Origin of the sequence: Haloarchaeobius salinus, from assembly GCF_024464185.1 — an archaeon.
Taxonomy (GTDB): domain Archaea; phylum Halobacteriota; class Halobacteria; order Halobacteriales; family Natrialbaceae; genus Haloarchaeobius; species Haloarchaeobius salinus.
The window spans coordinates 131,322-145,425 of record NZ_JANHAU010000006.1 but is presented as its reverse complement, the minus strand read 5'-3'; the positions used below and the strand labels follow the sequence as shown (position 1 = coordinate 145,425).

Below are 14,104 nucleotides of genomic sequence, written 5' to 3'. Positions count from 1 at the left end.
CGAAGGGAACTGCCCCACCTATAGGAGGCGTATTTATACTTGGGCGTCGGGCGCTCACGGGTGTGGCGCCCCCGGAGCCCTAAATCTTCATCCAGAACCGAGTAAACGACCACGCGATTTTATGTCGGGGCGGGTCGTAGGCGGGACAAATGGCACTCGAAACGGTACTGCTCGCTGTCGGCCGCGGGGACAGGGAACGGGTGGAGGCACTGACAGCGACGGTCACGGACATCGCCGGGCCGGCGGGCGCGACGGTCGTGCTCGCACACGTCTTCGGCGAGGACGAGTACGCGGACGTCCGCGAGAAGCTCGACATAGAGCCCGCCGCGGAGGTGACGGCCGACGACGTCGCCGAGCGATACTCCACGGTGCGGGAGATCCGAGCGACGCTCGCCGACGCCGGCCTCGACGTGGTCGTGCGGGGTGGCGTCGGCGACTACGGCGACCGCGTGGTCGAGCTCGCCGGCGAGGAGGACGCGGACCTCGTCGTCGTCGGCGGCCGGAGCCGCTCGCCGACCGGGAAGGCGGTGTTCGGGTCGACCGCGCAGTCGGTCATGCTGAACGCCCCGTGTCCGGTGACGTTCGTCCGCGGCGAGTGAGTCGGCGGCCGTCAGGACCGGGAGAGCTCGGCCCTGCAGTCCGGGCACGCGACGACCGTGCTGCCGTCGTCGACGTCCGTCTCCTCGACCAGCACCGTCCCGCAGTCCGGACACTCCCCGAGGTGCCGCCTGAGGACCGACAGACAGGCCAGCCGGTCGGTCGGAGCGACGTCCGACCCAGCAAGCGTGTTGACCGCCGCGACGTCGGCGATCGCAGCCGCCCGCGACAGTTCGAGCGTCCCCCCGTCCCAGCCGTCGGCGACGACGAGCGTCGGCCGACCGTCCCGGTCCTCGACTCCGACCGTCGCGTCCGGCCGGACACCACGGATGCCGTCGGCGATCTGCTCGGCCGTCGCTTCGCGGAACGGAGCCATCGAGTCGAGCCAGCGGTTCTCGAACTCGTCGGCGAGCACGTAGCCGTCGGCGACGGGACGTATCACACCGGCATCGACCAGCGTCTCGGTCGGGCTGTCGTCCTCGGCCACCGTTCCGAGGACGGCTTCGGGGCCCGCCCGGACGCCGCCGCTACCCAGGCCGAGCCTGGTGGCCAGCCGTCGTACGGAGTCGCGGAGAGTCACGTCCGAAACTGGTCGGTCGTCGCGCGTAAACCTGTCGTCGCCGCCCCGGGCGAAGGCTTTACCCGGCGTCGGCCGTCGCCCCGGTATGGACGATCCACTCTCCGTCGGCTTCCTCGGCTACCGGTTCATGGGGAAGGCCCACGCGAACGCGCTGGCCCGCCTGCCGATGTTCTTCCCGGACGCTCCGGCGGTCGAACGCGACGTGCTCGTCGGGACGGACGAGGACGCACTCGCCGAGGCGAAGGAACGACTCGGCTTCGAACGGACCGCGACCGACTGGCGCGACGTGGTCGACGAGGTCGACGTGTTCTACAACCTCGGCCCGAACTTCCTGCACGTCGACCCCTCCGTCGCCGCGCTCGAATCCGGGACGCACGTGCTCTGTGAGAAGCCGCTCGCGCCGACGACCGAGGGCGCAGAGCGGATGGTACAGGCCGCCGCGGACAGCAGCGCCACCGCGGGCTGTGCGTTCAACTACCGGTTCGTGCCGGCGCTCCAGTACGCACGGAACCTCATCGAGGCGGGCGAACTCGGCGAGATACACCAGTTCCGTGGGCAGTACCTGCAGGACTGGCTGGTCGACCCCGACGCACCGTGGAGCTGGCGCAACGACGCCGAACTCGCCGGCTCGGGGGCGCTGGGCGACCTCGGTGCACACACGGTCGACCTCGCGAACTTCCTCGTCGGCGACCGGACCGGCCCCATCGAGCACGTGAGCGGCCACCTGCAGACGTTCGTCGAGGAGCGACCCGACCCCGAGACGGGCGAGGCCAGGCCCGTCACCGTGGACGACGCCTACAGCGCGCAGGCCGAGTTCGCGAGCGGCGCGGTGGGGACGTTCGAAGCCTCGCGCTTCGCGACCGGACACAAGAACGACCACCACGTCGCCGTCCACGGCTCTGAGGGGAGCCTGCGCTTCTCGCTAGAGCGGCTGAACGAGCTCGAGGTGTGCCGCGAGGGCGACCGCGGCTACGAGACGGTGCTGGTCACCGGCGAAGACGACCCATACGTCGATCACTGGTGGCCGCCGGGCCACGTCGTCGGCTGGGAGCACACGTTCGTGCACGAGAACTACGAGTTCCTCTCCGCAGTCGCGTCGGGTGACCCGTACGAACCGGACTTCGGCGACGCGATGGCCGTCCAGCGCGTGCTCGACGCCATCGCCGAGAGCGACGAGACGGGGCGCTGGGTGAGCCCCGACGGATGACGGTCTCCGGGACGAAGCTGGCGCGGCTGGACGCGTTCCTCGACGAGCGCGGGCTCGAATCGGTCTGGTTCGCCCGCCCGAACGGCTTCGCCTGGCTCACCGGCGGCGACAGCATCGTCGACCGAACTGACGACGTCGGCGTCGCGGCGGTCGGCTACGACGGCACCGGGCTCCAGGTCGTCACGGACGACATCGAGGCCGACCGGCTGGCCGACGAGGCGCTCGACGGGCTGCCGGTCGAGTCGTTCCCGTGGCACGCCGACGACCTCGCCTCGGCCGTCGCCGACCGCGCCGCGACCCCCGCCGCGGCGGACTTCGACGTGCCGGGGTTCGAGTCGGTCGACGCCACCGCACTGCGACAGCCGCTGACCGACGGCGACGTCGAGCGGTACCGCGAGCTCGGTCACGACGTCGCCGCCGCCGTCGAGACGGTCTGTCGCGACTGCACTCGCTCGGACACCGAGCGCGCGGTCGCCGCCCGACTCCGGGCAGCACTGACCGCCCGCGGCATCGACTCGCCGGTCGTCCTCGTCGGCGGCGAGCGCCGTGCGCAGGCCTACCGGCACTGCACGCCGACCGACGCCAGCCTCGACAGCTACGCGCTCGTCTCCGTCACCGGGACCCGGGAGGGGCTCGCGGCGAGTTGCACCCGGACGGTCGCGTTCGACGAACCGGACTGGCTCGCCGAACGGCACGCCGCGGCGGCCCGCATCGAGACGACCGCGCTGGCGGCGACTCGGGCTGTCGGGCGCGAAGACGGTACCGCCGGCGAGGTGTTCGCCGACATCGTGGACGCCTACGGGACCGTCGGCTTCCCCGAGGAGTGGCGGAACCACCACCAGGGCGGGGCCGCGGGCTTCGCCGGGCGGGAGTGGATCGCCACGCCCGGGAGCGGGGCCACCGTCCAGCTCCCGCAGGGCTACGCCTGGAACCCGACGGTCCGTGGCGCGAAGAGCGAGGACACCGTCCTCGTCACCGCGGACGGCTTCGAGGTGCTGACCCGGACCGACGACTGGCCGACGCGAGACCACGACGCCGTCGGCCACGAGGTCTGCCTGTCACGGCCAGGCCCGTTACGCTGAGTCCTGTACTGCCACCACAGTGTCGTGTGACGGGAGCGCGGCCATCGCCCCCCTGGCGGTGGTCGCCACGGCCGCCACCGCGTTCGCGTAGGAGAGAACCGACCCGAGGGACGCATCGCTCTCGGTCGTCCGGGCGATGGCCCCGGCGAAGAACGCGTCGCCGGCTCCGGTCGTGTCGACCACGTCCACGTCGTAGCTCCCGTGCTCGACCGTCGCCGGCCCCCACGGCGCGTCGGCCGTCGCGTGGGCGAGCGCACCGTCGCCGCCCAGCGTCACGAGCACGGTGCGGGGGCCGCGCTCGGTCGCGGCTTCGGCGAGTGCTCGCGGCGAGTCGCCCGCGAGGCCCAGCGCCCGGAGCTCCTCCTCGGTCGCCTTCAGCACGTCGACGTCGGCGAGGGCGTCGCCGGCGACGGCCGCGAAATCGTCGCCCGGCCACAGATCGGGCCGGTAGTTGGGGTCGAACCACGTCCCGGTCCCGGCGTCGCTCGCCCGCGCGAGCAGGTCGAGCGTGGCCTCGCGGGACCGTCCGGACGCGAGCGGGACGCCGCCGCAGACGACCCGCTCGACGTCGGCGAGGGTGTCGTCGGGGACGGTTCCCGGCTCCAGACGGGTGTCGGCGGTGCCGTCGCGGTAGAAGGTGAACTCGCGGTCGCCCGACTCGTCCGAGGTGACGAACGCGAGGGTCGTCTTCGCGTCCGGGTCGCGCTCCACGAACCGTCCGGGGATGCCCTCGTCAGCGAGCGTGTCCGCGAGGAAGCCCCCGAACGGGTCGGCACCGACCCGGGTCCAGAACAGCGGCGTGTGCCCGAGCCGGGCGAGCCCGACGGCGACGTTCGCGGGCGCACCGCCGGCCCGCCGGTCGAACGACGCCACGTCGGACAGCGGGCCGGGGCGCTCGGGCAGGAAGTCGACGAGCGTCTCGCCCGCGACGAGCACGCGGTGGTCGGTCATGGAGACGGCTTCTCGGTCGGCGTACCTAAACGCACCTCTCGTGGCAGCCGCGTTCCCACTCCCGGGAGTCCGCCTGCAGTGGAGGCCACGGGCTATATCCCCCCGGCCCGTCTCCGTCACCCCATGCGAGTCAGTCGCCGTCGAGCCCGGGAGGTCGGCACGGCCGTGGTCCACGAGATCAGGGCCGAGAAGCTGACGTTCATGGCGGGCTCCATCGCCTACCACGCGTTCATCTCCATCCTGCCGCTCCTGTTGCTGGTGCTCGCCCTCGTACAGCAGCTACAGAACGTCGCACTGGAGGACTCCGTGGTGTCGGTGATGCAGGCCGTGCTCACCGAGCAGTCGAGCGACCTCATCCAGCAGGGGCTCGCCGACGCCGACGCCTCCGTCTCCCTCCTCGGGGTCGCCTTCCTCGTCTGGGGGACCCTGCGCATCTTCCGCGGGCTCGACACCGCCTTCTCGGACATCTACGAGACCGAACACGAGAACACGTTCGCCGACCAGCTCGGCGACGGGCTGCTCCTGCTCGTCACCGTCGCGCTGGCCATCCTGCTCGCGAGCGCCGTCGGCAGCCTGGTCACGGTGCGCGGCGACGGCGTCCCCGCGACGGTGCTCCGGGCGATCGCGACCGCAGCCGGGCTGTTCGTCGTCCTCTATCCGATGTACTACGTCTTCCCCGACTCGGACGTCTCACTCGTCGAGGTCGTCCCCGGCACCGCGCTCGCCGCGGTCGGCATCACCGTCGCGCAGGTCGTCTTCACGGCATTCAAATCGGGGGGAACCGGCGCGAACCTCGTCGCGAGCATCCTCGTGCTGCTGACCTGGCTCTACGTCGTCGGCCTGCTCATCCTGGTCGGTGCGGCCGTCAACGCCGTCCTGTCGAACCGCTCGCGCGACGTGGACATCGAACCGGTGTTCGGCGGCGTCGAACGGGACCGGACCGACCGCGAGACCAGCACCAGCCGCGAGGAGCTGCTGGCGGACCTCGAACGGCTCGCGGCCAGCCTCGAGGGCGAGGACGCGACGCTCTCGGTCACCGTCGACGGGGAGACCGTCGCGGTCGAGGCCCCCGAGTCGGCCGTCGTCGACGAGGAGGACGGGCTGTTCGGCGTCGGCGGCTCCGTGGGACTGGAACTGCGCTGGTGGCCCGACGGCTGACCGCGCCCCTCGACCCCCTCGCGTCAGTCCTCGTACCGCTCGATGGCCGTCGCAGTCAGCGCCTTCGCCCGTTCGACCAGCGCGTCGGCCTCCGCGGAGCCCGTCCCGTCCACGTTCGAGAGCAGGTGCTCGACGTGGCCCAGCCGCTCGTGGACGACCTCGTCCGGGAGGTCCGCGTCGGCGAGGTCGCCCGCGACCGCTTCGGCCTCCCCGAGCCAGCGGTTGGCCACGCGGTCGACGGGGTACTCCTCGGTTCGGCGGAGCGTCGCGGCCAGGTCGGCGAGTGCGCCGTCACCGGTCATGCCCCCGGATAGGCTCCGGTCCGGGATGAACGCACCGCCGGCCGCGCACGGCCACCGGTGACATAGCCCGCGCTCACCGGCGACCGCGGCCGCTTCCGCAACCGGCTTTCCCGACGACACGCTACCTCGCCCGTGAACTGGCGGTACGCACACACCGCACTCGTCGCCTGCACGCTGGCGTTCGCCGCGACGATGGTCGCCCGGCTGGCGATCAGCCCGGTGCTCCCGCTCGTCGTCGACGACTTCGGGGTCAGCTACGGCGTCCTCGGACTCGCGCTCTCCGGGATGTGGGCGGCGTACGCGCTCACGCAGTTCCCGTCCGGCGTGCTCGGCGACCGCTTCGGCGAGCGCCGGGTCATCCTCGCAGCCGTCGGCTCGACCGGCGTCACCGCCGCCCTGCTCGCGCTCTCGCCCTCTGTCCCCGTGTTCATCGTCGGCGCGGTGCTCCTCGGTGCCGGGGCGGGTCTGCACTACTCCGTCGCGACGACGTTCCTCGCGAAGCAGTTCGACGACGTGGGCCGGGCCATCGGCGTCCACGTCGCCGGCGGCCCGATGGCCGGACTGGTCGTCCCGCCCGTGGCCGCCCTCGTCGGCGCACGGTTCGGCTGGCGCTGGGCCATCGCGCTCGGCGTCGTCACCGCGGTGCCCGTCTTCGCGCTGTTCGCGACACAGGTCCGGCCGACCGAGCCGGTCCGACCGGACCAGCCGATGCGCGAGCGGTTCGCGTTCGAGCCACTCGCCGAACTGCTCTCGCGGCCGGCCATCGCGTACACGACGCTGCTCGCGTTCCTCGGCGCGTTCACCTGGCAGGCGACCGCGTCCTTCCTCCCCTCGTTCCTCGACGAGGCCGGACGGCTGACGACGACGCAGGCGAGCCTGCTGTTCTCGCTGTACTTCCTCGTCCACGGCGCGACACAGCCCCTGACCGGGTCGCTCTCGGACCGGTTCGGCCGGGACGCCACGGCGATGCTCACGATGAGCTCGGGCATCGTCGGCTACTCGCTGCTCGTCGTCGGCGCGAGCCGGGATGCCGGCCTCCCGACGTTCGCCGTCGCGTCCGTGCTCGTCGGCCTCTCGATGTCGTGGGGTGCACCCATCCAGTCCCGGTTCATCGACCTGCTCGGGGCCGAGGAGCGCGGCGTCGGCTTCGGCCTCGTCCGCACCGCCTACATGCTACTCGGCGCGACCGGCAGCGTCGTCGTCGGCGGCGTCGCCGACTTCACGACGTGGCTGACCGCGTTCTCCCTGCTCGCGGTCGTGATGGCCGTCGGGCTCGCGACGCTGCTGGCGAACCGGACGCTCCGGCTGGGGCTGTGAGGATAGTCGGGTCGCTCAGCCGTGCACTCGGTCGCCGTCCTTCCAGACAGTCTCCACCAGATTGACGCCGTACTGGTACGGCACGTGCCGGAACGACGGCGCGTCGACGACGACGAGGTCGGCGGGTGCGCCTTCCCGGAGCGTGCCGTGCCGGGCCGGCAGGTCGAGCGCCTCGGCGGCGTTGTACGTGCTCGCCAGCAGCGCCTCGGCGGGGGTCATCCCCATGCCGACGCAGGCGAGCGACTGGGCGAACCCCATGCTGTGGCTGTGGCAGTTGGGGTTGAAGTCGGTCGCGATGGCGACCGGTGCGTCGCGGTCGAGCATCGTCTCGGCGTCGGCGTACTCGGCACCGAGGCCGAACGCCGTGCCGGGCAGGAGGACGGGCACGACGCCGCCGTCGACGAGCGCGTCGACGTCCTCGGCGGTCGAGTGGAGCAGGTGGTCGGCGCTGGCCGCGCCGATCTCGGCTGCGAGCTGGGTGCCGCCGATGTGGGCGAGCTCCTCGGCGTGGACCTTCGGCGTGAGTCCGTGTTCCATCCCGGCTTCGAGCACGCGCCGGGACTGTGCCACCGAGAACACGTCCTCCTCGCAGAACACGTCGCAGAACTGCGCGATGCCCTGCTCGGCGACCGCGGGAAGTTGCTCCTCGACCACTTCGTCGACGTAGTCGTCGGTGTCCATCCCCTGCGGGACGGCGTGGGCACCCATGAACGTCGGCACCACGTCGACCGGGTGCTGCTCGTCGGCGCGACCGATGACCCGGAGCATCCCCAGTTCGGTCTCGGTGTCGAGCCCGTAGCCGGACTTCACCTCGACCGTCGTGGTGCCGTGTTCGAGCATCACGTCGAGGTGGGACAGCAGGTTCGCGAGCAGGGTGTCCTCGTCGGCTCTCCGGACCGCCTCGACCGTCCGGAGGATGCCGCCGCCCTCCGCGAGAAGCTCCTGGTAGGTCCTCCCGCGTAGCTTGGCCTCGAACTCGTCGGAGCGGTCGCCGGCGAACAGCGCGTGGGTGTGCGGGTCGACGAAACCCGGGAGGACGGCCTGTCCGACCGCGTCGTGGGCTTCGGTGGCGGCGGACGGTGGGTGCTCGTCGGTCACGTCGTCGGTGTCGCCGACCGCGACGACCATGCCATCGTCGACCGCGACGGCCGCGTTCCCGATGGTCTCCATCGGCTCGTCCGTGCCGGGGCCGACCGCCAGCTCGCCGATGTCGTAGACGACGAGGTCGGTCACGCCGACCACCCCGCGAGGAAGTGGGCGACCGCACGGGCCGCCGCGTCGACGGTTCGGCCGTCGTCGGCGTCGAGCGACGGAGCTGTCTCGACGAGTTCGAACCCCACAATCCGGTCGTCGCTGGCGACGATTCTGAGTCCCCGGTACAGCTCCCTGGTCGTCAGTCCGCCGGGCGTCGGCGCGCTCGCACCCGGTGCGGCCGTCGCGTCCAGCACGTCCACGTCGACGGAGACGTAGACGTGGTCCACGTCGCCGAGGCCGTCGAGCGCTCGGTCCGCGGCTGTGACCGCATCTTCGCCGACCTCCTCCGCAGTCACGACCGCGCCGCCCTGCTCGCGCAGGTAGTCGTGGTACGTAGTGGAGGTCTCGAAGTGCCGGACCCCGACCGGGGCGTAGGCGTCGAGCCCTGACTCGAACAGCTGGCGGTACGGTGTCCCGCTCGTCGGACCGTCGTCGGGGACCTCGCGGCAGTCGAGGTGCGCGTCGAAGTTGACGATGCCGACGCTCCCCGAATCGAGCAGCGGCCGGACGTTCGCCACGGTCAGCGAGTTGTCGCCACCGAGGAAGACCGGGAGGGCGTCGGCCTCGTGGACCGCGGCCGTGGTGTCGGCGACCGCGTCCTGCACGCCCTCGACGCCGCCCGCCGCGGGGGGGGCAACGTCGCCGAGGTCGCCGACTCCCGAGACGGGGCCGGCGTCGAAGTGGTGGCTCTTGACGCCGGCGAGTGTGTCACGGATGGCGGCGGGACCGTCGGCTGCCCCCTTGCGGCCGATGACCGCACCGTCGTACGGCTCGCCGACGAGGACGGCGTCGTAGTCGTCGGCGGACGAGAGCGTCGTGGCCTCGACGACGTGGCCGAACTGCTCGTCGTTCGGGTCCGACGAGGTACCGGCCCAGTCGGGCGGCGCGGTGAACGCCGTCATCGGTTGGACTCACCACGGTCGCGCATCGGGACTCGCACGTCGGATTCGCGGGCCTCCGCGAGCGCCTCCTCGTAGCCCGCGTCGGCGTGCCGGATGACGCCCATGCCGGGGTCGGTGGTGAACACGCGCTTCGCCGTCTCGGCGGCCTGCTCGCTGCCGTCGAGGACGACGTGGTTGTTCGTGTGCAGCGAGTTGCCGATGCCGACGCCGCCACCGTCGTGGACGCTCACGATGTCCGCCCCGGCGGCCGTGTTCAGCAGCGCGTTCAGGATGGGCCAGTCGGCGACCGCGTCGGAGCCGTCGCGCATCGCCTCCGTCTCGCGGTTCGGGCTGGCGACGGAGCCCGCGTCGAGGTGGTCCCGCGTGACGACGACCGGTGCCGATATCTCGCCGTCGGCGACGAGTTCGTTGATACGGAGCGCGAACCGGGCGCGCTCGGTGAGTCCATCGTCATCATCTCCTGCCTGGTATCCGAGCCAGCAGACCCGGCTCGGGAGCCCCTGGAAGTGGACCTGCTCCTGTGCGAGCTCGATCCAGCGACGCAGGTGGTCCTTCTCGGGGAACAGTTCGAGGACGGCCTCGTCGGTCCGGTGGATGTCGGCCGGGTCGCCCGAGAGCGCGGCCCACCGGAACGGGCCCTTCCCGCGGCAGAACAGCGGCCGGATGTAGGCGGGGACGAAGCCGGGGAAGTCGAACGCGTCCTCCCGGTTCCGGTGGTCCTCGACCTGCCCGCGGATGTTGTTGCCGTACTCGAACGCGATGGCCCCCTCGTCCTGCAGCCGGAGGATGCCGTCGACGTGGCGCTCCATCGTGTCCATGCTCTCCGCGACGTACTGCTCGGGATCGCGCTCGCGGAGTTCGTCGGCCTCGTCGACGGTGTAGCCCGACGGGTAGTAGCCCTCCAGTTCGTCGTGTGCGCTGGTCTGGTCGGTGACGACGTCGGGCACCCAGCCCCGCTCCAGCAGCCCGTCGAACATGTCGGCGGCGTTCATGTGGACGCCGATGGAGAACGGCTCGCCGGCCTCGGCGGCTTCCTCGGCGCGCTCGATGGCCTCGTCGAGGTCGTCGGTCTTGGCCATGCAGTAGCCCGTCTCGATGCGGCGGTCGATGCGCTCCTCGTCGACCTCCGCGGCGATGCAGACGCCGTGGTTCATCGTCACCGCCAGCGGCTGTGCGCCGCCCATCCCGCCGAGCCCGGCCGTGACGACGGTCTTGCCCCGGAGGCCGTCGTTCTCGGGGTAGTGCTGCCTGGCGAGTTCGGCGAGCGTCTCGTAGGTGCCCTGGATGATGCCCTGCGTGCCGATGTACGCCCACGAGCCGGCGGTCATCTGGCCGTACATGATGAGCCCCTTCGCCTCCAGCTCGTGGAAGTGCTCCCAGCTGTCCCAGCGCCCGACGATGTTCGAGTTCGCGATGAGCACCCGCGGTGACTCCTCGCGGGTTCGGAACACGCCGACGGGCTTGCCGGACTGCACGAGCAGCGTCTCGTCGTCCGCGAGCTCCCTGAGCTCCCCGAGGATGGCGTCGTAGGCGTCCCAGCTCCGGGCCGCACGCCCGGTCCCGCCGTACACCACCAGCTCCTCGGGCTTCTCGGCGACCTCCGGGTCCAGGTTGTTGTTCAGCATCCGCAGCGCGGCCTCCTGCCGCCAGCCCTCGCACTCGATGTCGGTGCCGGTCGGTGCGCCCTGGTACTCGCGCCACTGTTCGGACGGCTCGCCGACGTCGTGGCCGTCGTCGTCGCTCGCGTCGTCACCGTGCTGTTGCATACATGGAGAGACGGGGGCCAGCCCGATGGGAGAATGGCAAGCTATGGGAGGTGTTTTTAAATAAGGCGTGCCAACAGCCACCGATGCACGAGGTCACCGCCCGCGTCGCCGACGACAGCCCGTACGCCGCCGCCACCGCCGGCACGGACGCCTCGGTCGAGCTCTGGTGCAACGACCACCGGGACCTGCTCCACGTGCGCGGTCCCGCGGAGGGCGTGCGCGAGCACGTCGAGGCCGCCGTGGGCGTCTCCGACGCCGTCGCCCACGACGACGAGCTGCTGCTCGTCACCGCCGACTGCCTCCGCGAGCACGACGACACCATCGAGCCGTACGTCGCGGCCAACGACTGCCTGCTCGTCCCGCCGATCCGGTACGAGCGCGGCGCGAAGGTCGTCCGCGTGCTCGCGCTCGACCCCGCGAACCTCACCGGGTTCTACCGCGACATCGCGGCCGACCACGACGTGACCGTCGAGGCAAAGCACGACCGGGCGCGGCCGAGCCGGAGCTCACCCCTCGTCGACCTCGACGCCGTCCTCCCCGACCTCAGCCCACGCCAGCGCGAGGCCCTGACCACCGCCTTCGAGGCGGGTTACTACGAGATTCCCCGGGAGGCGACCACCGCGGACCTCGGCGAGGCACTGGACGTGGACCGCCGCACCGCCGAGGAGCACCTCCGGCGCGCCGAGAACAAGCTGCTGGGTGCGCTCGCGCCGCGGCTGCGGTGAGGAGATCAGCCGTCGGCCTCCGGTTCGAGCAGCGCTCGCACCTCCCGTGCCGTCTCCGTGGAGCAGACGAACGGCATCCGCAACGCCTCGTCAGCGTCGGCCGCGGGTTCGAACCGAACGACGGTGATGCCCAACACCGATAGCGTCCGGATCGACACAATGTCCCCGGTGCTCGTCGTTCGCCCGTTAACGGTCACCCGGCCGGTGTCCGTGTCCACGGAGCCGGCGGACCGGCACGTCCCACGGACCAGTGCAGCGGGGACGAACACCCCTCCGAACGCGACCAGAGCCGCGTCGAACGAGACGGTCGCGGCCGCGGACAACCACACGGCACCCACCATCGAGGCGACCACCAGCCGCCGGAACCCGCGTACATCGACGGGCCAGACCCGGAGTCCGCGAACGGCGTGTACGGCCGCCAGACCACCGACGAGGAGCCCGACCACGGCGAGCGCGAGCGGTCGATGGGTGCCGCCGCCGAGGATGACTGCCGTCGTGAAGCCGGTCGCCCCGTACAGAAGGAGCAACGTCGCACCGCCGAACGAACCGATCAGGAGCGACGACAGGAGTCGGTGGAACCGCGATGACCCCCGGTCGAATCGCCATTCGAGGTTCGGCATCGGTCCTACGTCCCGACGATCTGCCGGCGGACTGGTATTTCCATCGGTCCGACCCAGCCGACAGTTTATGGCCGGGGACGGGACCAAAGACGGTCGGATGACGACAGCACTCGACGTAGCTGGACGGCCGATGGACGTACTGCCGAGGGGGAACAGATGGGCCACCGCGCGCTCGTAGCCTACGGACGCGCCGACGGGTCGTACTCGCTGCATCACTCGCAGTGGGGCGCGCTCGGCTTCGCGCTGTCCGACGATCTCGGCCCGGACAGCCCGTTCGGAGCCAATGCGGGCTGGGAGCAGGCAGCGCACGAAGCTGTCGTGGCTGGCGAGCGACCCGACACCCCGTCCGACCACGACGCCCCGGTCGACCCCCAGCCACGGGGCTCGGTGCCCAGCCTGGACACCCTCCCCGGGCGGTTCGACTTCCTCGAGTACGAGGCCGCGTTCGTGGTCTCTCGAACCGGCGACGTCCGCGCGTTCCAGCCCTGCTGGTTCGCCCGGGCGCTGGACGACGCCGAACCCGTGGGCGACGGCGCGCTCGTCTCGCTCCGGCGTGGCCGCGACCCGGTCGGCGACGCCGCACGCGTGTCGGCCTGGTTCCGTGGCGTCGCCGACACGGTGCGCGTGCTCCACGATTCCGGCAGGCTCGACGGGGCGGCATCCCGCGAGCACCTCCGGACCCGGGTGCGGGAGTGGGCGGCCGAGGGCCGGACCGTGCTGCTGCCACCCTGACACGCCTGCCCCGACGCGTGCGGCTTTTGTACCGCCGCCCCCGAGTTGCGGGCAGTGACAACCGAACGAACCGGGACCGGCGTCCGGACCGTCGTCGAGCCGACGCTCTCCGAGGCGGAAGCGGCGATGGCCGGGGCGCTGGAGCGTGGCGACCTGCTCACCGTCTTCGGCCGCTGTTCGGTCGACTACGAGGGCCGCGCGTCGAGCACGCTCGGCCCGGGCGACCGCCACGTCACCGCGAAGCCCGACGGGACAGTGCTGGTCCACACCGACGAGGGCCAGCAGCCGGTGAACTGGCAGCCACCGGGCTGTTCACAGCGCGTCGAGCGCGTCGAAGGCGGGGACGAGGGGACAGACGCGGACGACGACGCCCCGCTTCGGCTGGTCAGCACACGTGAGAGCCCCGACGAGGAACTCGTCGTCAGCTTCGAGTCGGTCCGGCAGGTGTCCGCGTTCGCCGTCGACGACGGCGAGTCGCTCTCGCTCACCGGCTCCGAGGAGGACCTCCGCCAGCGAGTACTGGAGTCGCCCGACCTGGTCGAACCGGGGTTCCAGCCGCTCGTCACCGAGCGCCGGACCGCCGCCGGCGCGGTCGACATCTTCGGCGAGGACGCCGACGGCAACGTCGTGGTCGTCGAGCTGAAGCGAAAGCGCGTCGGGCCGGACGCGGTCGGCCAGCTGACCCGGTACGTCGACGCGCTGGAGCGGGACCTGCACGCCGACGCCACGGTCCGGGGCATCCTCGTCGCGCCGTCGGTCACCGACCGCGCCCGCCGGATGCTGGCCGACCGGGGGCTGGAGTTCTCGGCGGTCGAGCCCCCGTCCGAGGGGGAGTGAGAACCAGTCGGGACGCCGGCGACGCCCTCGCCGGGACGGGGAGACTTTTCACGCTCCCGTCCGGACTCCGGCGC

At 71.7% G+C, this 14,104-nt stretch carries 15 protein-coding genes; 8 read left to right on the top strand and 7 right to left on the bottom strand.

Features of this window, described 5'->3' with window-relative positions:
• The first annotated feature begins 149 nt into the window (after positions 1 to 149).
• Positions 150 to 599 carry a universal stress protein gene (locus NO345_RS17330; RefSeq protein ID WP_256301337.1) on the top strand — a complete coding sequence of 150 codons (450 nt, stop codon included), beginning with the start codon at positions 150 to 152 and terminating at the stop codon, positions 597 to 599.
• A gap of 11 nt (positions 600 to 610) precedes the next feature.
• Here NO345_RS17330 and NO345_RS17325 read toward each other — a convergent pair whose 3' ends face one another.
• On the bottom strand, positions 611 to 1,177 hold the full coding sequence (locus NO345_RS17325; RefSeq protein WP_256301335.1) for a DUF8054 domain-containing protein: 567 nt from the start codon (positions 1,175 to 1,177) through the stop codon (positions 611 to 613).
• A gap of 85 nt (positions 1,178 to 1,262) precedes the next feature.
• Here NO345_RS17325 and NO345_RS17320 point away from each other — a divergent pair, with 85 nt between their 5' ends.
• Together NO345_RS17320 and NO345_RS17315 are read left to right on the top strand one after the other, a co-directional pair.
• On the top strand, positions 1,263 to 2,384 hold the full coding sequence (locus tag NO345_RS17320; RefSeq protein ID WP_256301334.1) for a Gfo/Idh/MocA family protein: 1,122 nt from the start codon (positions 1,263 to 1,265) through the stop codon (positions 2,382 to 2,384).
• Complete coding sequence (locus NO345_RS17315) at positions 2,381 to 3,466, top strand: M24 family metallopeptidase (protein ID WP_256301332.1); 1,086 nt, start codon at positions 2,381 to 2,383, stop codon at positions 3,464 to 3,466. Before NO345_RS17320 ends, NO345_RS17315 begins: the two co-directional genes overlap by 4 nt.
• Here the strand turns inward: NO345_RS17315 and NO345_RS17310 are convergent.
• Complete coding sequence (locus NO345_RS17310; RefSeq protein WP_256301330.1) at positions 3,458 to 4,417, bottom strand: carbohydrate kinase family protein; 960 nt, start codon at positions 4,415 to 4,417, stop codon at positions 3,458 to 3,460. The genes NO345_RS17315 and NO345_RS17310 overlap by 9 nt on opposite strands.
• A gap of 123 nt (positions 4,418 to 4,540) precedes the next feature.
• Between NO345_RS17310 and NO345_RS17305 the strand changes: the two genes are divergently transcribed.
• Positions 4,541 to 5,575: a YhjD/YihY/BrkB family envelope integrity protein gene (locus NO345_RS17305; RefSeq protein ID WP_256301328.1), complete on the top strand. Its 1,035-nt coding sequence runs from the start codon at positions 4,541 to 4,543 to the stop codon at positions 5,573 to 5,575.
• 23 nt (positions 5,576 to 5,598) lie between these two features.
• Here the strand turns inward: NO345_RS17305 and NO345_RS17300 are convergent, their stop codons facing one another.
• Positions 5,599 to 5,877, bottom strand: coding sequence for a DUF8152 family protein (locus NO345_RS17300; RefSeq protein ID WP_256301327.1), 279 nt, complete (start codon positions 5,875 to 5,877; stop codon positions 5,599 to 5,601).
• A 132-nt stretch (positions 5,878 to 6,009) separates the two neighbouring features.
• On the opposite strand from NO345_RS17300, the gene NO345_RS17295 reads away from it, so the two are divergent.
• Positions 6,010 to 7,194: an MFS transporter gene (locus tag NO345_RS17295; RefSeq protein WP_256301325.1), complete on the top strand. Its 1,185-nt coding sequence runs from the start codon at positions 6,010 to 6,012 to the stop codon at positions 7,192 to 7,194.
• A 15-nt stretch (positions 7,195 to 7,209) separates the two neighbouring features.
• Here the strand turns inward: NO345_RS17295 and hutI are convergent, their stop codons facing one another.
• Genes hutI through hutU form a run of 3 tightly spaced genes read right to left on the bottom strand, consistent with a single transcriptional unit; the run spans position 7,210 to position 11,116 of the window.
• Entirely contained in the window at positions 7,210 to 8,427 is a 1,218-nt protein-coding gene (hutI, locus tag NO345_RS17290) for an imidazolonepropionase (protein WP_256301323.1), read from the bottom strand.
• The gene (gene hutG, locus NO345_RS17285; RefSeq protein WP_256301322.1) at positions 8,424 to 9,350 is read right to left on the bottom strand and encodes a formimidoylglutamase; all 927 of its coding nucleotides are present in this window, start codon (positions 9,348 to 9,350) and stop codon (positions 8,424 to 8,426) included. Before hutG ends, hutI begins: the two co-directional genes overlap by 4 nt.
• Positions 9,347 to 11,116: a urocanate hydratase gene (gene hutU, locus NO345_RS17280; RefSeq protein WP_256301320.1), complete on the bottom strand. Its 1,770-nt coding sequence runs from the start codon at positions 11,114 to 11,116 to the stop codon at positions 9,347 to 9,349. Before hutU ends, hutG begins: the two co-directional genes overlap by 4 nt.
• An 83-nt stretch (positions 11,117 to 11,199) precedes the next feature.
• On the opposite strand from hutU, the gene NO345_RS17275 reads away from it, so the two are divergent.
• Positions 11,200 to 11,841 carry a helix-turn-helix domain-containing protein gene (locus NO345_RS17275; RefSeq protein ID WP_256301318.1) on the top strand — a complete coding sequence of 214 codons (642 nt, stop codon included), beginning with the start codon at positions 11,200 to 11,202 and terminating at the stop codon, positions 11,839 to 11,841.
• 5 nt (positions 11,842 to 11,846) lie between these two features.
• On the opposite strand, the gene NO345_RS17270 is transcribed toward NO345_RS17275, so the two are convergent.
• The gene (locus tag NO345_RS17270) at positions 11,847 to 12,461 is read right to left on the bottom strand and encodes a hypothetical protein (protein ID WP_256301316.1); all 615 of its coding nucleotides are present in this window, start codon (positions 12,459 to 12,461) and stop codon (positions 11,847 to 11,849) included.
• A gap of 156 nt (positions 12,462 to 12,617) precedes the next feature.
• Here NO345_RS17270 and NO345_RS17265 point away from each other — a divergent pair, with 156 nt between their 5' ends.
• Positions 12,618 to 13,193 (top strand): DUF6735 family protein, encoded by a 576-nt coding sequence (locus NO345_RS17265; RefSeq protein WP_256301314.1) that lies wholly within the window; start codon positions 12,618 to 12,620, stop codon positions 13,191 to 13,193.
• Between the two features lie 54 nt (positions 13,194 to 13,247).
• Positions 13,248 to 14,030, top strand: coding sequence for an endonuclease NucS (gene nucS / locus NO345_RS17260; protein ID WP_256301313.1), 783 nt, complete (start codon positions 13,248 to 13,250; stop codon positions 14,028 to 14,030).
• Positions 14,031 to 14,104: the final 74 nt, after the last annotated feature.